The 18,404-nt window shown below is 57.5% G+C and carries 19 protein-coding genes and 1 tRNA gene; 13 read left to right on the forward strand and 7 right to left on the reverse strand.

Translation table 11 applies throughout. The annotated features are described in order from the left end of the window. The first annotated feature begins 6 nt into the window (after positions 1–6). Positions 7–606 (forward strand): cysteine dioxygenase, encoded by a 600-nt coding sequence (locus B3759_RS10335; protein ID WP_291365834.1) that lies wholly within the window; start codon positions 7–9, stop codon positions 604–606. After that, the gene (locus tag B3759_RS10340; RefSeq protein ID WP_291365835.1) at positions 603–2,219 is read left to right on the forward strand and encodes a rhodanese-like domain-containing protein; all 1,617 of its coding nucleotides are present in this window, start codon (positions 603–605) and stop codon (positions 2,217–2,219) included. Before B3759_RS10335 ends, B3759_RS10340 begins: the two co-directional genes overlap by 4 nt. Positions 2,220–2,531: 312 nt before the next feature. Here the strand turns inward: B3759_RS10340 and B3759_RS10345 are convergent, their stop codons facing one another. Then, positions 2,532–5,054, reverse strand: a complete 2,523-nt coding sequence (locus tag B3759_RS10345) for an excinuclease ABC subunit UvrA (RefSeq protein ID WP_291365836.1) — start codon at positions 5,052–5,054, stop codon at positions 2,532–2,534. 222 nt (positions 5,055–5,276) lie between these two features. Further along, complete coding sequence (locus B3759_RS10350; protein WP_291365837.1) at positions 5,277–6,065, reverse strand: deaminated glutathione amidase; 789 nt, start codon at positions 6,063–6,065, stop codon at positions 5,277–5,279. Positions 6,066–6,188: 123 nt separating this feature from the next. Here B3759_RS10350 and B3759_RS10355 point away from each other — a divergent pair, with 123 nt between their 5' ends. Then, complete coding sequence (locus tag B3759_RS10355; RefSeq protein WP_291365838.1) at positions 6,189–6,470, forward strand: SelT/SelW/SelH family protein; 282 nt, start codon at positions 6,189–6,191, stop codon at positions 6,468–6,470. A 404-nt stretch (positions 6,471–6,874) separates the two neighbouring features. On the opposite strand, the gene B3759_RS10360 is transcribed toward B3759_RS10355, so the two are convergent. Next, positions 6,875–7,273, reverse strand: a complete 399-nt coding sequence (locus tag B3759_RS10360; RefSeq protein ID WP_291365839.1) for a hypothetical protein — start codon at positions 7,271–7,273, stop codon at positions 6,875–6,877. Positions 7,274–7,514: 241 nt separating this feature from the next. Here B3759_RS10360 and B3759_RS10365 point away from each other — a divergent pair, with 241 nt between their 5' ends. From B3759_RS10365 to B3759_RS10380, 4 genes are read left to right on the forward strand one after another with little or no spacing between them, the layout of a single operon-like run. Then, positions 7,515–7,838: a YnfA family protein gene (locus B3759_RS10365; RefSeq protein WP_291365840.1), complete on the forward strand. Its 324-nt coding sequence runs from the start codon at positions 7,515–7,517 to the stop codon at positions 7,836–7,838. 42 nt (positions 7,839–7,880) lie between these two features. Further along, positions 7,881–8,516, forward strand: a complete 636-nt coding sequence (queE, locus tag B3759_RS10370) for a 7-carboxy-7-deazaguanine synthase (RefSeq protein ID WP_291365841.1) — start codon at positions 7,881–7,883, stop codon at positions 8,514–8,516. After that, positions 8,513–9,268 carry a 7-cyano-7-deazaguanine synthase QueC gene (gene queC, locus B3759_RS10375; protein ID WP_408736475.1) on the forward strand — a complete coding sequence of 252 codons (756 nt, stop codon included), beginning with the start codon at positions 8,513–8,515 and terminating at the stop codon, positions 9,266–9,268. The genes queE and queC overlap by 4 nt, the downstream gene beginning before the upstream one ends. Continuing rightward, positions 9,261–9,785, forward strand: coding sequence for a 6-pyruvoyl trahydropterin synthase family protein (locus B3759_RS10380; RefSeq protein WP_291365910.1), 525 nt, complete (start codon positions 9,261–9,263; stop codon positions 9,783–9,785). The genes queC and B3759_RS10380 overlap by 8 nt, the downstream gene beginning before the upstream one ends. Before the next feature lie 115 nt (positions 9,786–9,900). On the opposite strand, the gene B3759_RS10385 is transcribed toward B3759_RS10380, so the two are convergent. Beyond that, complete coding sequence (locus B3759_RS10385) at positions 9,901–10,320, reverse strand: hypothetical protein (RefSeq protein ID WP_291365843.1); 420 nt, start codon at positions 10,318–10,320, stop codon at positions 9,901–9,903. A 207-nt stretch (positions 10,321–10,527) separates the two neighbouring features. Here B3759_RS10385 and B3759_RS10390 point away from each other — a divergent pair, with 207 nt between their 5' ends. The 6 genes from B3759_RS10390 (at position 10,528) to B3759_RS10415 (ending at position 14,562) form a co-directional block, all read left to right on the forward strand. Next, positions 10,528–11,067 carry a hypothetical protein gene (locus B3759_RS10390; RefSeq protein ID WP_291365844.1) on the forward strand — a complete coding sequence of 180 codons (540 nt, stop codon included), beginning with the start codon at positions 10,528–10,530 and terminating at the stop codon, positions 11,065–11,067. Between the two features lie 158 nt (positions 11,068–11,225). After that, entirely contained in the window at positions 11,226–12,626 is a 1,401-nt protein-coding gene (locus tag B3759_RS10395) for a glycosyltransferase (protein WP_291365845.1), read from the forward strand. Between the two features lie 56 nt (positions 12,627–12,682). Then, on the forward strand, positions 12,683–13,054 hold the full coding sequence (locus B3759_RS10400) for a lipopolysaccharide assembly protein LapA domain-containing protein (protein ID WP_291365846.1): 372 nt from the start codon (positions 12,683–12,685) through the stop codon (positions 13,052–13,054). 3 nt (positions 13,055–13,057) lie between these two features. Then, the gene (gene pyrF / locus B3759_RS10405; RefSeq protein ID WP_291365847.1) at positions 13,058–13,765 is read left to right on the forward strand and encodes an orotidine-5'-phosphate decarboxylase; all 708 of its coding nucleotides are present in this window, start codon (positions 13,058–13,060) and stop codon (positions 13,763–13,765) included. 13 nt (positions 13,766–13,778) lie between these two features. Further along, on the forward strand, positions 13,779–14,414 hold the full coding sequence (locus B3759_RS10410) for a phosphoribosylanthranilate isomerase (RefSeq protein ID WP_291365848.1): 636 nt from the start codon (positions 13,779–13,781) through the stop codon (positions 14,412–14,414). 57 nt (positions 14,415–14,471) lie between these two features. Beyond that, a tRNA-Ser gene (locus B3759_RS10415) sits at positions 14,472–14,562 on the forward strand. A gap of 123 nt (positions 14,563–14,685) precedes the next feature. Here the strand turns inward: B3759_RS10415 and B3759_RS10420 are convergent. The 3 genes from B3759_RS10420 to B3759_RS10430 all read right to left on the reverse strand — a co-directional run bounded on the left by B3759_RS10420 (position 14,686) and on the right by B3759_RS10430 (position 18,109). Further along, positions 14,686–15,420: a DUF72 domain-containing protein gene (locus tag B3759_RS10420; RefSeq protein WP_291365849.1), complete on the reverse strand. Its 735-nt coding sequence runs from the start codon at positions 15,418–15,420 to the stop codon at positions 14,686–14,688. A gap of 102 nt (positions 15,421–15,522) precedes the next feature. Continuing rightward, positions 15,523–17,043: an FAD-dependent oxidoreductase gene (locus tag B3759_RS10425; protein ID WP_291365850.1), complete on the reverse strand. Its 1,521-nt coding sequence runs from the start codon at positions 17,041–17,043 to the stop codon at positions 15,523–15,525. A 40-nt stretch (positions 17,044–17,083) separates the two neighbouring features. After that, complete coding sequence (locus B3759_RS10430; RefSeq protein ID WP_291365851.1) at positions 17,084–18,109, reverse strand: SDR family oxidoreductase; 1,026 nt, start codon at positions 18,107–18,109, stop codon at positions 17,084–17,086. Positions 18,110–18,404 lie beyond the last annotated feature (295 nt).

The following is an 18,404-nucleotide window of genomic DNA, read 5'->3' on the forward strand; positions in this document are numbered from 1 at the left end:
CTTGTCATGAGCACAATCTCTTCCCTGCGTGATTTCATCGTTGATTTTACGAAACTTCACGATGCGGACAATGATCCGCAGACCCTTCAGACGGAAGGAGCGAAGCTCCTCCGCAGGTTGGTCTCTCGTGACGACTGGCTGCCTGACGAGTTCGCGCAGCCCAGTCCGGAACGCTACAGCCAGTATCTCCTCCACTGTGATCCGCTTGAGCGTTTCTCAGTCGTCAGCTTCGTCTGGGGACCGGGTCAGAAAACGCCCCTGCACGATCATCGGGTGTGGGGGGTGATCGGCATGCTGCGTGGTCGTGAAAGCGAAACGCAGTATGAGCGTGACGGAAGAGGCTATTTTCACGCCACGGAAACCACATTCCTCGAACCGGGGGAAGTCGCGACTCTTGCTCCGGGCGTCAATGATTATCATCTTGTGGCCAATGCGCTGGAGGATGAAACGTCGATCTCCATTCATGTCTATGGCGCCAATATCGGCGGCGTTTCCCGTGCCACCTACGATCCGGAAACCGGCGCGGAGAAAACCTTCATTTCGGGCTATTCCAGCGAAGAGACACCCAATCTGTGGGATCGTTCCCGCGAAAGGCAGGCAGCATGAACGCGCTCTCCCCTTCTGACGCACCGATTGCGGAAACTGCTTCGAAAACCGTCCGTGAACGACTGCGTGCCGGTGAGGAAATTGCTCTTCTCGATGCGCGTGAAGAAGCATTTTTTGCAGCGGGACACCCGCTTTTTGCGGTCAATCTCCCGTTGGGGCGTATTGAAGAGCTGGTCACCGCCCTTATCCCCCGCCGGACCGTGCAGGTCGTGGTGTATGACAATGGTGAAGGACTTGTCCGTTCTGCCGTCGAGTTGCTCAGGCAATTGGGTTATACGGATGTTTCGGCTCTGACGGGTGGCCTGGACGGTTGGCGTGCATCCGGAGGCGAACTGTTCATCGACGTGAACGTGCCGTCCAAGGCGTTTGGCGAACTGGTCGAGCATGTCCGTCATACGCCTTCCCTACCGGCTGAAGAGGTACATGCCCGCATCGCGCGAGGTGATGACCTTGTCATTCTCGATGCACGACGCTTCGTGGAATACAACACGATATCCATTCCCGGCGGTCGTTCCGTGCCTGGGGCAGAGCTCGCTCTGCGGGTGCGCGATATTGCGCCGTCACTGGATACCACGGTGATCGTGAACTGCGCTGGCCGCACGCGTTCGATCATTGGCACGCAGTCTCTGGTCAATTCAGAAATTCCCAACCCTGTGTTTGCCCTGCGCAACGGCACGATCGGCTGGACGCTGGCCGGGTTCGAATTGGATCATGAGGCTAGTCGCAAGGCACCGGATTTCACGGAGGCGAATCACGCAAAAGCGCGACAGAGGGCGCAGGAACTCGCTGAAAAAACAGGTGTCGAGTTCATTTCACCGGTTCTGCTTAGCGAATTGGAAAGTCGGGCAGATCGTTCACTGTATCGGCTCGACGTGCGTTCGCCGGAGGAATATGAGGCCGGGCATCTGGAGGGGTTTCGTTCGGCTCCCGGAGGTCAGCTGGTGCAGGCAACGGATGAATGGATCGGTGTGCGTCATGGCACGATCGTGCTGACTGACACGGACGGTGTGCGCGCCCGCATGACCGGTCACTGGCTGCGTCAGCTTGGATGGAAGCATGTCTATGTTTTGGATGACTGGACAGGGCTGAAGCAGGAAACTGGTCCGCAACCAGTTCTTCTGTCGCGGCCTCTTGCTGCCATGCCTTTGATCACATCGGCAGATCTTCTGGCACAGAGTGCGGGATCCAATCCGCCTTTTATCCTTGATTTGGCCACCAGCCGGACATTCAGGGCGGGGCATGTTCCCGGTGCTTTCTTTATCATTCCGACAGATCTGTTTGCGCATCCTGATGTGCCAGCTACGCGGCAGATCGTTCTGACGTCTCCTGATGGTGTTGCTGCACAGATTGCGGCTCGGCGTCTTGCAGAAAATGGTATCGAAGTAAAAGTGCTGGATGGAGGGACCGCGGCATGGAAAGCGGCTGGCCACCCTCTTGAAGCGGGCCTGTCCAAAGAAAATGCTCTTTCTGAGCCAGTAGATATCTACAAACGGCCTTATGAGGGCACTGACAATGCCCGTGAAGCCATGCAGGCCTATCTCGATTGGGAGTTTGGTCTCGTCGCCCAGCTTGAGCGTGACGGTACGCATGGCTTTTCCGTGCTGGAAACGTAAGCCTGTTTTGTTCATGGAGGCGGGAGAAAGGGAGAAGTGGGTAGCCGCTTCTCCCTTTTTCTTTTTTGCAAGAACGTTCGGGAAAACGTTATGTATTTTGACTGTGGAGACCGGCGCTGTTTCTGGGTATGAAGCCTGCGAAGATGATTACGTAGATTGCAGTGCATTGTGATAAAAATTATCACAATGTTTTTTCTGAAGTGGCGGGTATTTCTCCTGTTGCTGATGCAAGGATATGTTCCTCATTCGGAAACAATAAACCTGCATTGTGGAGAAAATACACTTCCAGATTATTTCACGATATATCAGTTTCTATCCCGTATAACGCATCAGAAATGGTGCTGTGACACTCCCTTTCATATGCGCAACCGTGTGCGGTGTTCCTTCCGCCACGATATGACCGCCCTTGTTGCCTGCGCCTGGTCCCATATCAATCACCCAGTCCCCCCGCGCCACCAGACGCATATCGTGCTCAGCGACAATCACGGTGTTTCCGCCATCCAGCAGTTCGTGGAGATGATCCATCAATCGGTCCGCGTCCGATGGATGCAGGCCAGTCGTCGGTTCATCAAGAACGTAAAGTGTATGACCACGGCGCTGCTTTTGCAGTTCTGTCGCCAGTTTAATCCGCTGAGCTTCGCCTCCTGAAAGTTCGGTTGCGGGCTGGCCGAGTTTGAGGTGTCCGAGCCCTCCACGCTGAAGGGTGGTCAGCGCCTGTGCTGGACCGGCATCTTCGGCAAAGAATGCGCAGGCGGCATCGACATTCATGTCGAGAACCTCAGCGATGGATTTTCCGCGATAGGTTACTTCCAGAATTTCCGGCTTGTAGCGCGCACCGTGGCAAGCCGGACACGGCGCATAGACGCTCGGCAGGAACAGAAGCTCCACCATGGTCGAGCCGGCACCTTCGCAGGTTGGACAACGGCCTTTCGGAAGGTTGAACGAGAAATGACCCGCATCGTATTTGCGTTTCCGCGCGAGCTCTGTCCCGGCGTAGAGCTTGCGGATCGTGTCGAAAAGTCCTGTATAAGTCGCAAGGTTTGATCGTGGCGTGCGGCCGATGGGTTTCTGGTCGATCACCACAAGACGTTTGATGACTTCCAGCCCTCCCACAATACGCCCTTCTGGCTCACCGGCATGTGCCGACGAGACAAGTGCGTTCTCTTCCTCATCCGTTTCCGGTAACGCCTGACCAAGCGCCTTGGCGACGATGGTTGTGAGAACCTGACTGACTAGCGAGGATTTTCCCGAACCGGATACGCCGGTGACAGACGTGAAAACGCCGAGTGGGAATGAAGCCGAAAGACCGTTCAGATTGTTCCAGTTGATATCGTCCAGTTTCAGCCATCCGGATGGCTTGCGTGGCGTATGACGCACTTTCGAAGTGGCGGCAAACACGTAATCCCGTGTTCGGGACCCTTCGACGTCTTTCAGTCCCGCAAGCGGGCCGGAATACAGCACTTCGCCACCGCGTGTGCCTGCTTGCGGACCGACATCCACGATCCACTCCGCGTTACGGACGATATCGAGATTATGCTCGACCAGAAAAAGGGAGTTTCCGGCGTTACGTAAACGCTCGAGCGCCGCAAGAAGCGCCTGCGTATCAGCGGGATGCAGACCAGCCGAAGGCTCGTCCAGCACATAGACCACACCGAACAGATTGGAGTGGATCTGTGTGCCAAGACGCAGGCGTTGATATTCTCCGGGTGAGAGCGTCTGCACGCCACGATCCATCTGGAGATAGCCCAAACCAAGATCTTCCAGTACGCCAATACGCGCGATCATGTCCTCAACAATGCGTCCGGCAGCGATAGCGGTCGCATCCTCGGCCGGGTTCGCATCCACAGATGCACGTAATGTCGCAGCGATGGTTTCCAGCGGCAGGGCCGTCATGGCCGCGATGTTGTAGCCGCCAAACGTCACACGCAGCGCATCGGCGTTCAGCCGCTGACCATGACATTCCGGGCAGTCGGTGGAGGTCATGAACGCCTCGACCCGTTTGCGCATCATGGCGCTCTGCGAGTTGGCGAATGTCTGGAGGATATAGCGCCGTGCGCCAGTGAATGTGCCTTGATAGCCCGGTTCCAGCCCTTGGGCGATAGCGCGCTGCACCTGCTCATGCGTAAAGCCGGGATAGACCGGATAGGTGGGCGTTTCGTCGGTGAAGAGAATCCAGTCGCGTGTCTTTTTCGGTAGATCCCGCCATGGACAATCAACGTCGACGCCCTTGGTGATGAGGATATCCCGTAGATTCTGCCCCTGCCACGCCGTCGGCCATGATGCGACGGCCCGGTCGCGGATGCTGAGAGAATCATCCGGTACCATGCTCGCTTCTGTCACGTCATGGATGCGGCCAAGCCCGTGACAGCGTTTGCAGGCCCCCATCGGCGTATTCGGCGAGAAGGATTCAGCCTCCAGACGTGCCAAGCCGTCCGGATAGGTTCCGGCGCGGGAGTAGAGCATCCGCAGAAGGTTGGAGAGCGTCGTGATGCTGCCGACGGATGAACGTCCTGAACTGCCGCCGCGTTGCTGCTGGAGCGCGATGGCGGGCGGCAGGCCGTCCACACTGTCCACGTCCGGCACGGGCATTTGCTGGAACAGACGGCGCGCATAGGGGGAGACGGATTCAAGGTAGCGGCGCTGCGCCTCGGCATAGAGTGTGCCAAATGCAAGCGAGGACTTGCCGGAACCGGAAACGCCGGTGAACACTACAAGACTGTCTCGTGGTAGATCCACACTGATGTTTTTCAGATTGTGTTCGCGTGCGCCCTGAACATGAACGAAGCCGTCATCCCGGCTCTGGATCAGGTCTTTCGTCTTGTTCAGCGTGTCCATGGTTGCTCCGGTTTCAGAAGTTGTTTGTTTCTAAAAGACAGGATTAGAAGGGATCCGTTCTTTTTTGAAAAAAGAACCAAAAAACTTTTTCGTGTCAGCGAACAATGCTGCCGACCAAACTGCCCTCTTGTAAATCAAAGTCTTTTTGCTTCTTTTTCTTCAGAAAAAGACGAACTCCTCTCAATTGAATCTTGGACAAGATAGAAACATCTACGCGCCACTCTACCCAAGTTCGGGATCCTTGAATCGACGATTTGCAAGCACTGGCAGCACCTCACGGGTCGCGCGGATGCGCTCAAGATCCACATTGGCGAAGATCAGATCAGGCGCGATACCAGCACGGGCGACCGCCACACCCAGCGGATCGACCATCATGCTGCACCCAATGTTGCGCGGCCCGCACTCCCCCACGGCGGCCAGGTAACATGTGTTTTCCAGCGCCCGCGCGGTGACCATCACCTCCCAGTGCCATTCCTTGCCAGGGCCACGTACCCAGGCGGCTGGCACAGTCAGCAGATCGGCGCCGCGCACGGCAAGCGAGCGGGCCACTTCCGGGAAGCGGACGTCGTAACAGGTCATCAGCCCGACCTTGATATCGCCCACCTGAACGATGGGTGGCAGTTCCGTGCCGGGGATGTAATCGTTCGATTCCTTCATGTTGAAGGCGTCGTAGAGATGCAGCTTGCGATAACAGGCGACCAGACCGGATCCCTTGAGCACGATCTGGCAGTTATGCGTCAGCCCGGATGCGTCCGGCGTGGCGATGCAGCAGATAACGGTGAGATCCTTGCCCGTCAGCGCATCAATCAGGCCGGTGACGAAGGGACCGTCAAGCGGCTGCGCCGTGCGCACGGTGATGCGGGGATCGTTCATGTCCGCCGCGATGATGCTCTCCGGAAGGATAAGAAGCTTTGCTCCTTCCGCCACCGCCTTGTCTATCAGCGACACGCATTGCGCGAGATTGGCGCTCCATTCCGGAGCGACGGCGAACTGTCCGAGAGCGACTTTCATGCAGATGGTCCTTCTGGCCCCCAAAGGCATTAGGGGAGTGGTATCTCCGGTCAGGACTTTCTACGCTGTATTGCTGGGGGAGGGCAAAACATCCGCCTTGCCTGTTCAGAAGGAAGTGTCTGCATGACCGAAACTGCTCACCGAGTCTCGATCCGCTACTGCACGCAGTGCAACTGGCTTCTGCGTTCGGCATGGATGGCGCAGGAACTGCTCTCCACCTTCGGCACAGACCTTTCGGAAGTGGCGCTATGCCCTGATACGGGTGGGAAATTCGAGATCAGGGTGAACGATATTCTGGTGTGGGAGCGCGTGCGGGACGACGGCTTTCCCGGCCCGAAGGAACTGAAGAAGAAAGTGCGGGATGTGATCGCTCCGGAGCGCGATCTAGGGCATGTGGATCGGTAGGGCCCGGCGCACTGTGGTGGGATGCGGCAAGACTTGTCACGCTATCGGAACACCAGATGTTTTTAAGAACATATTGTTCGGAATGCGCAGGTGAAAGGCTCAATCGCCTGTAGAAGAGGACCGCTTTGTTGCGGTTGCCACTATCGGTTTCCTGTCGTGACAGGATGACGGATTATCTCGATATGGCGTCGCAGCTTGGTGGCGTGCTGCCGTTGTTGTTTTTCGCAGCTTCAGAAGAGGCATCAATGCCTATTCTTTATCCGGCAGGTCTCGGGCCTGTTGCTGGGTAGGGCAGCGATACTGCGTCGGGTGATTTCAGTCCGGAAATTTGTTTTGGTCAGGATTTGAGAAAGCTGTTCCCTGCGCCCGGAAGCGAGGCGCAGGGAACAGTATGACTGGGTCAATCAGCCGAGGGCTGAACCGCCAGGTGAAACCGGGAATGAAATCAGGTTTTCGCTGGTGACCCAGCCGCACTTGTTGACTGTGACAGCGGAGCTGATGGAGGAAACTGTCTGCTGCAGAAGGTTGAGGGCACCGCTTACAGACATGCTGGATCCCATACTGTAGCCGAGCTTCATGTCATTACCGACATTCTGCCAGGCGCTGGCAATGGTGGAGCAGGATGCGTGATTAAAATAGTCAGCGCCAACATTGTACATTCCAGCGAGGTAACCGGCATAGGCACCGATCATACCGGCGAGCGAAGTCTGACTTGCTCCGCCACAGGAGTGCTGGGGATGGTAGCAGCAACCACCAGAAACAGTGTTGAGTTCAGACAGTGAAAGTTCGCGCATCCCAGACATTTACTTGTCCCTTTAAGTATTTGAGGTTTCTGTGTTCGCTTCGTTGAAGTTTTTCTATCAGAACATGCGGTCTGGACACAGATAATAGGTCGTTAATCCAGTGTTTTTTGTGTTATTAGTTCATCAAGAAAACGCCATAAAATCGTTACAGCAAGCGGGAGCATAGTTTTGAAACATTAACAATGTCCTTATAACATCTTGCGTAAGAATATATTTAACCTTTTGCTAACCTGAGAGCGCCATGTCCCTGATCATCTACACACTCGCAGCTTTCGTTGAAATTGCAGGATGTTTTTCATTCTGGGCCTGGCTTCGCGAGGGGCGATCACCGTTCTGGCTGCTTCCCGGATGCGCTTCTCTCGTCGCATTTGCGTGGCTGCTGACGCTGATCAACACCAATGCTGCAGGCCGTTCCTATGCCGCCTACGGAGGCATCTATATTGCGGTCGCGCTTTTCTGGCTCTGGAGCGTGGAGGGCGTGCAGCCTGACCGGGCAGACTATATCGGCGTGGCTTTATGTCTTGCTGGCACTGCGGTCATCCTGCTTTCGCCGCATAATACCTGATACCCCTTGCCATCCACGTCATCTTGTCCGACATGACCCGGCATGAGTTATGCCGTTAAGGAACTTTTCCATACGTTGCAGGGCGAGGGTGGCCAGACCGGTCGTCCCGCCGTTTTCTGTCGTTTTTCCGGCTGCAATCTCTGGACCGGTCGGGAGGTGGACAGGGAGAAAGCAATCTGCCGTTTCTGCGATACCGACTTTATCGGCACGGACGGTGAGGGCGGTGGTCGCTTTGCGGATGCAGCGGCATTGGCCAGAGCCATCGCAGAAACCTGGGCGCTTCCGGAGCATGACCAGCGTTTTGTGGTGTTCACTGGCGGAGAGCCGCTGCTTCAGCTTGATAAGGCGCTCATCGACGCTGTGCATCAAGAAGGCTTCATGATCGCCGTGGAAAGTAACGGTACCATAGCCGCTCCCGAGGGCATTGACTGGCTTTGCATCAGTCCGAAAGCCGGCTCTGAATGGATTCAAAAGAGTGGTCATGAGCTGAAGCTGGTCTATCCTCAGCCTGAACTTGATCCAGCGGACATGGCGGCTCTTGATTTCAGGCAATTCTGGCTTCAGCCGATGGACGGTCCTGATCGCGTTGCCAACACGGACGCTGTAGTCCGATACTGCCTCGCCCATCCACGCTGGCGCCTGTCCCTTCAGACCCACAAGCTCATCGGGATTCCATGATCATGTCTCTCCAGCCTTCCTCAACAGACGGCGCGCTTGTGGTGTTTTCGGGCGGACAGGATTCGGCGACCTGTCTTGCTTGGGCGCTCGACCGGTTTTCCCGCGTGGAAACACTGGGATTCGATTACGGCCAGCGTCACGCCGTCGAACTGACCTGCCGCGATACGCTGCGCGACGGTATGGCGGCGCTACAAGACGACTGGAAAGAGCGGCTTGGTCCGGACCATACGCTGGAACTCGACGCACTGGGGAAGGTGTCGGACACGGCGCTGACGCGTGATACTGAAATCCAGATGACGGAAAGCGGTCTGCCCAGCACATTTGTTCCCGGACGCAACCTGATTTTCCTGAGTTTCGCCGCCGCGCTCGCTTACCGGCGTGGGCTGCGTCACATCGTCACCGGTGTCTGCGAAACCGACTATTCCGGTTATCCCGACTGCCGGGACGATACGATCAAGGCGCTTCAGGTCGCCCTGAATCTGGGGATGGATTCGCGCTTCGTGCTGCACACGCCGCTGATGTGGATCGACAAGGCGCAGACGTGGCAACTGGCTGAATCGCTTGGCGGCGAACCGCTGGTGACGCTGATCAATCATGAGAGTCACAGCTGCTACCTCGGAACACGCGGCACGCTTCATGCATGGGGGCATGGATGTGGCGTCTGCCCGGCCTGCGAGTTACGCAAGGCGGGCTGGACGGCGTACGAGGCGCTACGCGAGTCCAGGACCAGCGGGAATGACAGTCATGGTTGATCTGATCTTCACCCGGCGTTTTTCGATGGGACACCGGCTGATTCATGGGGCAAGTGAAAGCTGCGCCCTGCCGCACGGTCACAATGAATTCGTCACCGTGCGTCTTGAGCCGACCAGTCTGAGCCCGCTTGATGGCGTCGCCAATATGCCGGTCTCGTTTCAGCGGGCCAAAAGTGGCTGGCACAGGTTTGTCGATGAGCAGCTGGATCACGCCCTGCAACTGGCGGAGGATGATCCGCTGCTGGGATGGTTCCGCGCCAACGAACCGGCGAGAGCCGAGCGGATCATTGTAACGCCGGGCGATCCGACCACCGAGATGATGGCCTGCCTGCTGAAAGCCAAGCTGGACGCGATGCTGGTTGCCGATGGAGGCGTCCTGCGCTGCACGACCATCACGTTGCAGGAAACGCCGACCAACACGGTAGAATTTTCCGGTGATCCTTTGCCCATGCTTCCTGAGCCAAGACCTGCGGAACAGTGCTGGTGGCGGCGCGCCGACATGAGCATCGCGGATTGAAAACGCTCTCGAAGCGCACTCTGTAAATTATAGGAAAACTTTTCCAAAAAGCTTCAGAAAGACGACTTCGTAAATACTCTCAATCACTTACCCGAAATCGGTCCAGACAAACCACTCAGTCCGTTTCGCTTTTCAGAGCTGCACAGGCCTGCGCCAGTTTGGCTGGCCGATCCTGAGCCGTGCAGAGGCGACGTGCATCCGGGCCGCACATCTCAATGGCGTTTTCATAATCCGATTCGAGCACGTCCTTGGCGACCGTGAGATCGGCTGAACTGGATCTTTCCTCGGCTGCGGAAATTTTCGCCTGCGTGTCGTGAAGCTCCTTCATGGCGGTGATGCATGCTTCACTGGCCTGTTCGGGATCTGACTGCAGCACGATCATTTCCTTGCGGAGCTGTTCATTCGCGACCGAGCTTTGTGCCGCGGACGTCAGCGTTTCGTCCGCCATCGCAGGAGTGGCAAGGCAGAACGCTGTCAGAGTCAAAAGAGACAGGGCAGTCTTCACGTACACAAGCCTTTCATCGGTGCCCTTCATCGGGCCTGACCGGGTGCGGTGCCAAACTTTATCGGCAGGATGCGGCGGAGAAAAGCTCGGTTACCGCTGATGGGTAAAGATCCGGCAAATCCTTCTGCGCTCTGACCTGTGGACAAGTAGAGTGCGCAGCGCAACCGCGCCTTATGATCCGGTTATATTAAGCACCTCCCCAATTTTCATCTGTTTCATTTTATTTCAGGAGATTTCATGTCCAGTCTTTCCCGTCGCTCTCTGCTTCGTGCCGGCCTGCTCGCTGGTGGCGCAGGCGCCATGGCCTCTCTGACCGCCTGCACGGTCACGTCTTCCGGCGGCAACACGACCTACAGCGTCAACGTCACCAAGGTGCTCTCCATTATCAGCAGCATTGAATCCGGTCTGACCCAGATGGTGAACTCCACCACGGTCAGCAGTATCATCGGTACGGAGAATACAGCGAAGATCACCGCCGCGATCACTCAGGTCAGCACCGTTACTGCCGAGGTCGCGGCGGCGGCTGCATCCACCGTGACACTGACTGTCGCCCAGAACTGGATTGAAACGGCAGAAAGCGCCGCCTCAGCTGCCGTAACCATTCTTCAGGCATTTCAGTCGCAGCTTCCGACTTCAGTCAACACCATGGTTCAGGCTGTGGCCACTCTTCTGCCGGCCCTTGAAGCAGTCATCAGCAGTGTGTCCACAACAGTGAAGACGACTCTTTCTCCGACGGAAGCCCAGATCATCATCGCGCGTGGTCTGCAGGCCAGCTGAGTCGGTTCACTGTTTTACCCGTTCAGATGAAGTGCGTCTGAACGGGTGGATGAACCCTGTAAGCCGCCACTGGGATGCGGAACCGGCCATGAGGCTCTGGTGTCGTCGCAATCGGTCCAGTATCAGTTTCCTGCCAGAAGCCGGAAATACCCCTGACGATGCCAGCCTCGCCACTTTCTTCAGAGCTCTTGCCCGGACATGTCTGGTTCGATGTCGAGGATCTGTTCGAATATGGCCGCACCAATACACGCCCCAGTGGCATCCAGCGGGTAGCTTTCGAGATCCAGCGCGCCATGCGCAGTCTGCCCGACATGCAGAAACGGGTCGGTTTTCTGAGGCACAGTCTGGACGGGCGTCGGTTTGTCGTTGTGCCGAATGAAGAGGTGGAGGCGCTCTACGAACGCCTTACCGCGTCGTCCGGACAAAGTGCCGGACAGATATGCCACAGCAGCTTCAGAGAAACTCCGGCTCCTTCCCTCATCAGGCGGATGGCCTTGCGGCTTCCCGTCGCCGTGCGTGTGCCGTTGGGACAGTTTGCCGCCCACCAGAGCGCAGCCTTGCGAGACCTTCCTGCGCTGATGCGGGGAGGGATTTCCATCTTTAGGCAGGCCAGACGGCAAAGCAACATCAAGGCTCAGCAGCCTTTCCAACCGGCTGCGCACGATATCATTCTGGCGCTCGGCGCACCGTGGGCGCATCCCGATTATGGGACGCTCATCAATCATTACCGCCACCATTACGGCGTAAAGTTCGGACTGCTGGTACACGACATCATTCCGCTGCTTTATCCCGAGTGGTGCCCAGCAGGTCTGCCGCGTGTTTTCCGACGCTGGCTGACCTCCACCCTGCCGGCGTGCGATCAGGTATTTTCAGTCTCGCAAGCCACCCGGAACGATATTGAACACCAGTTTCCCGGTGTAATCGCTCGTCCGATCCGGATGGGCACCATAAAACCCGGCAAACCGAAAAAAGACGACGCGCCGCCCGTCACAAGCCATCCTTATGTTCTGTCGGTAGGGACGCTTGAGGTCCGCAAGAATCATGTGCTCCTCTTCCGCCTCTGGCGACGGCTGCTGAGTGAGCACAGGCCGGAGGACATTCCCCATCTGGTGCTTGTCGGCTCGCCGGGATGGCTGGCCGAAGACCTGATGGGACAGCTCAAAAACAGCAATTATCTCGATGGACATATCACGCTCATTCTGGGCCCTTCCGATGCGCAAATCGATACGCTCTACCGGAACGCATTGTTTACGATCGTGCCGTCCTTTTACGAAGGCTGGGGCCTGCCGGTGTCGGAAAGTCTGATACGCGGCAAGGTCTGCCTGGCTTCCGATCGCGGAGCGCTGGTGGAAGCAGGGCAGGGGCTGACTGGGCATTTTGATCCGGACAATCTCAATGATGCTCTGGAAAAGATCAGGCCGCTTCTGTTCGAGGCCAATACGCTTGCGGAGATGACAAAGCGGGTTGAGGCAGGTTTCAGGGAAACCCCGTGGACCTTCGCAGCGCAGGACATGCTTCAGGCCTTCAGCGCGTCACAACAAAAGACGCCTTTGTCATAAAAGTAAAAAGCACGGCTTTTCTTGCTCCCGGCAGCGGCTGAGGCTACGAATGCTTCATGATTCGTCTTATCCTTCTTGTCCCCTTTCTTCTGGCGCTGATCCTGTTTGCCGCGAGCAATCAGGAGCCCTCACAGATGTGGTTCCTGACCTATAGCTGGTCCTCCTCTGTGGGTGTTCTGGCCGTTCTGACCGCTTTTGTCGGGCTGCTGCTCGGCGCGTTTGGCGTCTGGGTCAGTGAACTGGGTCAGCGCCGTCGGGCCAGAAAGGCCGAGGCTCGCAACAAGGAGCTGGAAGCAACCGTCGCCAGCCAGACGGCGGAGCTTGAGCGTTTGCAGACGCAGGCGCGTCTCGCAGCTACAGCCAACGCAATCCCGCCGACCACGACGACGATCACCCCGATTGCACCTCCATCCCCTTCGGCGGTCTGAGGCATGGCACAGCGTCGCACACGGCTTATCGCCGCTCTTGATACGCGTGATCCTGCACAGGCCGAGACATGGGCTGCTGCCGTCTCTCCGCATGCGGACGCCATCAAGCTGGGTCTGGAATTCGCCTACGCTGCCGGTTTCGATGCTGTCGAACGAGTCGCAGCGGGACGGGATCTGTTTCTCGATCTGAAGCTGCACGATATTCCGAACACGGTGGGAGCCGCCATCGGCAGCCTGAGCCGTATCCGGCCAGCCATGCTGACCATCCACGCAGGTGGTGGCAGCGCGATGGTCGCAGCCGCCCGCAAGGCCTGCGATGACAGCTTCCCGGAAGACCAGAAGCCGATCCTGCTGGCGGTCACGGTTCTGACCAGCCTTGACGATCACGGTCTTGCCGAGATGGGCATAAAGGACGGTGCAAAGGCGCAGGTTCTCCGTCTGGCCGAACTGGCGCTTCGCAATGGCGCGGACGGGCTGGTCTGTTCCGCCCATGAACTGGCGGCGTTACGGGCAGAATTCGGCGACAAACCGGTGCTGGTGACACCTGGCATTCGGCCGCATGGCGCAGCTGTGGGTGACCAGAAGCGCGTCATGACCCCCACCGAAGCACGCACGGCTGGGGCTGACTGGATTGTTATCGGGCGTCCGATCACCGGTGCAGCAGACCCGGCCTCAGCTGCGGCCGCCATTGCGGCAGAACTCTCGGCATAAGGTTCCTCCGCGCATGAGTGTTGGCGTCAAGATCTGTGGGCTGACCGAAGAGCGCGGGCTGGATGCCTGTCTGGAATACGGCGCGGACTGGATCGGCCTGAACTTCTTCGCGAAGTCACCCCGTTACGTCACGCCGGTGCGGGCTGCTGAACTTGCACGACGGACCAGTGGCACCAGTTCGGTCTGTGTGGGGCTGTTTGTCGAACCCACGGACGCCAAGGTCACGGAGGTGCTCAATGCCGTGCCGCTCGATGTGCTCCAGCTTTATACCTCGCCAGAGAGAGCACTCTCGCTTGCCCAGACGTTCGGCAAGGAGATCTGGCTGTCCTGTCCTGTGTCCAGTCGTGCGGATCTGCCGGTCCAGTGCGACGTCCAGCGTCTGGTCATCGAATCCCGTGCACCTAAGGACGCCAGCCGCCCCGGAGGGAACGGGCTGACCTTGCCGTGGGACGTAACGGCGGGATGGACTGCACCAGCACCGTGGATTCTTGCGGGTGGACTGACGCCGGAGAATGTCGCGCAGGCTGTTCGCATGAGTGACGCGCCCGCGGTGGATGTGGCGTCCGGTGTGGAAAGCGCGCCGGGAATCAAGGATCCGACCACTGTGAAGCAGTTCATTGAGCGGGCACGATCAGTCCGGATCGCCTGAAACGCATTTTCCCCCTTGAGTCTCGGACAGATACTGGTATGAAACGCTCCGTGCGCTGGAGAGATGGCCGAGCGGCTTAAGGCGCACGCTTGGAAAGCGTGTGTGCGTTAATAGCGTACCGAGGGTTCGAATCCCTCTCTCTCCGCCATAACTACAAAAACACCGATTAACATCGCTTGCACAAAGCACCTTCACGCAACGTCATGCGTGCGCGGCAAGTTTCAGCTGGTGCGGCTCGCAGATTCAGCGCTGGCTCGCGTTGAGAGCGAGGTCAGTGTGTGTGCTCAGCGAGTCTGTCCATAAGCTGAAGCGCGTTCCCGGGTGCGGCACCATAAGTCGTATTATCGTAGATTGTCCAAACATCGGTGCCGAGCGCGGAGAGCGAATTAATGACTTTCGCCTGTGTTTCAATGGCCTTTTCCCCATAAGGAGACTCATACATGCGAGGTGAGCCATGCAACCGGAAATAGGCGAGGCCTTTCCAGCCGCCCGGTTGCGCTGCAAGCAGAGGTTTGGCCGGATCAGCCGCGACCCGTGAGACGTGGAGTGTCTCCAGCATATGGTCCACTTCTGGCAGGAACCAACTGGCGTGCCTCGGTTCCAGAACGATGGGACTGGAGATCACCCTTTTCAACTCCTGAAGGAAACGTTCGGCCACGTTTCCGGGGTAGGCGAAACTTGGCGGCAGTTGAACCAGAATAGGTCCTCGTTTTTCGCCAAGACCACTCGTTTCCCCTGCAAAGCGTTCGATGAGTGCTCCGCAATCGACCAGACGACGTTCATGCGTAATCGCTTTGGGCAATTTGACGGAAAAGCGGAATGCGGGTGGGACGCTCGCTGCCCAACGCTCATAGGTTGTGCGTCGATGTGGTCTGTAAAAACTGCTGTTAATTTCAACAGCTGAGAAAAGTGTCCCGTAGCGCTCAAGATGCGTGCCGACCGAAGGAAACCGATCGGAAAGCGCGGTCGGGATCGACCAGCCAGCGACGCCGACATGGATGGACATAGACGTTTCCTCCTGCGACCGGGCGATGATGCTGCTTTCAGATATGTGAGTCTGAGAAACAACCCTGTATCATGTCACAGCCAAAACAAGCTGACACGCTTCTCAGTCCAGGCTTCCTGACTGCACGGCTTTGGCGGTCACATCCGGATGTCCTGCCGTAACCACACCGACGCAACGCCCCTTTCGCATCAGGCGGGCTACGAAATCGAACGTTTCCAGATCGCCTTCGATTGCCACGTCATCGAACGGTTCATGGTAGCCTGCATATTCGAGCTTGCAGTCGAACTGCTGGGTCCAGAACCAGGGAAGGAAGTGCGCTGGTCCGGGCTGACCCGTGATCGTGCGCGCAACCTGACGGCCCTGCACCTGCGCCGAACGCCAATGCTCAATCCGGAGACGACTGTCGCCGTGGGCGATGCGTGCGCAATCTCCTGCGACATAAACGCCAGCAGCAGATGTTCGCATGCTGTCATCGACATCAATGCCGCCATCGTCAGTTGCGAGACTGGCCGCGAAACTGGTTGCAGGGTGTACGCCGATGCCAACAAGCACGATATCGGTGTCCAGATGCGTACCATCGTCAAGACGGACACCGTGGACGCGTTCGTCTCCCTCCACGCCAACGATGCGTCGTCCGGCCAGATAGGTCACGCCTTTCTCTTCATGCAGACGCCGGAGACGTACTCCGATTTCCTGACCAAAGTTTTTTGCAAACGGCGTGTCGTCCGGAGCGACGACCGTAACCTGCAAACCGCGTGATTTCAGCGAGGCGGCGGCTTCCATACCGATAAAGCTGCCACCACTGATCACGACCCGACCATTCGATGGACAGGCTTCAAGCAGTTGTTGCGTATCGGTGGCCTGCCGGATCGTGAAGACGCCTTGAAGATCGGCACCGGGGATATCGAGCTTGCGGGGAGTGGCACCCGGAGCAAGCAGCACGTGATCGGCTGTCAGTGTCTGTCCGTCAGCCAGCGTAACGGCACGCGACGCCGCATCAAACGCCACGACTTTCCCCATGACGCGATGAATATCATGCTCGGTCCAGAAGTTGTCAGGACGCAGGGGAGGAGGCGCATTGCCCTTGGCCTTGCCGGACAGCACGGTCTTGGTCAGTGCCGTGCGGTCGTAAGGTGCTGACGTTTCACTGTCGACCATGGTGATCGATCCGGCAAAGCCGAATTCTCGCAGGGAAATAGCGGCTGTTACTCCCGCAGCGCCAGCGCCGATGATCAGCACAGTTTCAGTCTGCTCTTTTGGTTTTTCAGCTGGCAGCGGGTCTGTGGTAAGGGAAAGCCACACACGTCCATCGCGGATTTCGGTGGGATAGACGGCGAGCGGGTCGAGTGAAAGAGGCTCAAGCAGTCGCCCATCCTCAATCGAGAAGATTGCCTTGTGCCACGGACAAACCAGTTGGTTGTCACACACGACACCTTTCTCCAATGGAGCACCCTTATGCGGGCATTCGCCAGCCAGAGCCCGGATTTGTCCATTCTCCTGCCGAAGCAGAATCACAGGCTTGTCTTCGACCTCCGTGCGATACGGTGTAGTGGTGGAGAGGTCGGCAAGGCTCGCGACATCATGCAACGAACCACCGGTGTTATGGGGATTGTCTTGTGTCATAAAAGATTTTCCCGAAACTGAGTATCAATGTAGGCGGAGATTACGGAAGTCCGACGCCGCCATTCACGCCAATGACCTGACCCGTCATGTAGCTGGACTCAGTGGATGCCAGTTGGACGTAAGCAGGTGCAATCTCGACCGGCTGGCCCGGACGGCCCATTGGTACATCCCCGCCCATTTTCTCGACATTTGCGGTCGTCTGGCCGCCACTGACCTGTAGGGCTGTCCAGAACGGACCGGGGGCGATGGCATTGACCCGGATGCCGCGCTTGATGAGCTGCTTCGCCAACCCTTTCGCAAAATTGGCGATCCCGGCTTTGGTTATCGAATAATCGAGAATATTGGTCGACGGATTATAGGCGTTTGTCGATGAGGTGAAGATAATGGACGAACCGGGCTGCATATGTGGGATCGCAGCTTTGGTCAGCCAGAAGAGCGCATAGAGATTGGTCTTGAGAGTCCAGTCGAAATCTTCAGTGCTAACATCAAGAATATCATCATGCGTATGCTGCCTGCCTGCGCAATTCACGAAGATATCGAGACCACCAAGCTGCGTTACTGCCTTGGAGATGAGTTCCTTGCAGAATGCCTCGTTACGAATATCGCCGGGGAGACCGACGAACTTCCGGCCTGCCTGTTGCACCAGCGCCTGAACTTCTCGCGCGTCACTTTCTTCCTCAGGCAGATAGTTGATGGCGACATCCGCTCCTTCCCGTGCGTAAGCAATCGCGGCGGCGCGCCCAAGACCGGAATCTCCGCCAGTAATCAGCGCTTTTCGTCCGGCAAGGCGGCCATTGCCGCGATAGCTCTGTTCCCCATGATCGGGACGCGGCGTCATTTTCGAAGCCAGTCCGGGCCAGGGTTGGGACTGTGCGTTAAAGGGCGGATGAGGAAACAGGTTTCTGGGATCGGCAAGCGGGATGGCGGTTCCGCCCGGCGCATTGGGCTCCGCTGCCGCCGCACGCTGGCCGAAGGTCGATGCGCCTGCCACAGCTGCAATACCTGCGGCCTTGAAGAGCTGACGGCGTGAGGAATCATGATTACGGCTGCTGCTATCGTCGGTCATCGACATTCCTTTCGTGCTGGGCATCGCCATCACACGGCGTAAGTTTACCGCCCGAACAAGCGACATTCGTCCCCCGCTTTGCATCAGGGACACTGTGGGAAAAAACCACTCGCACATGATTGCCAGCGGCTACCCGGAAAATTGCTGCTGTTTTTCATACGCAGGACACAGGGATTCGTTCCGGTCCGGTGAGGCAAAGCCGTCATGCGTCTGAGGGACTGACCGCTGGTTTTCATGTGTTTTGCATGGATTTTCCAGAGGGCCTGCTGCTGGAAATCCATCGGAAAAAGAAACC

This window comes from Acetobacter sp. UBA5411 (assembly GCF_002409645.1).
In the GTDB taxonomy this organism is placed as follows: Bacteria; Pseudomonadota; Alphaproteobacteria; order Acetobacterales; family Acetobacteraceae; genus Acetobacter.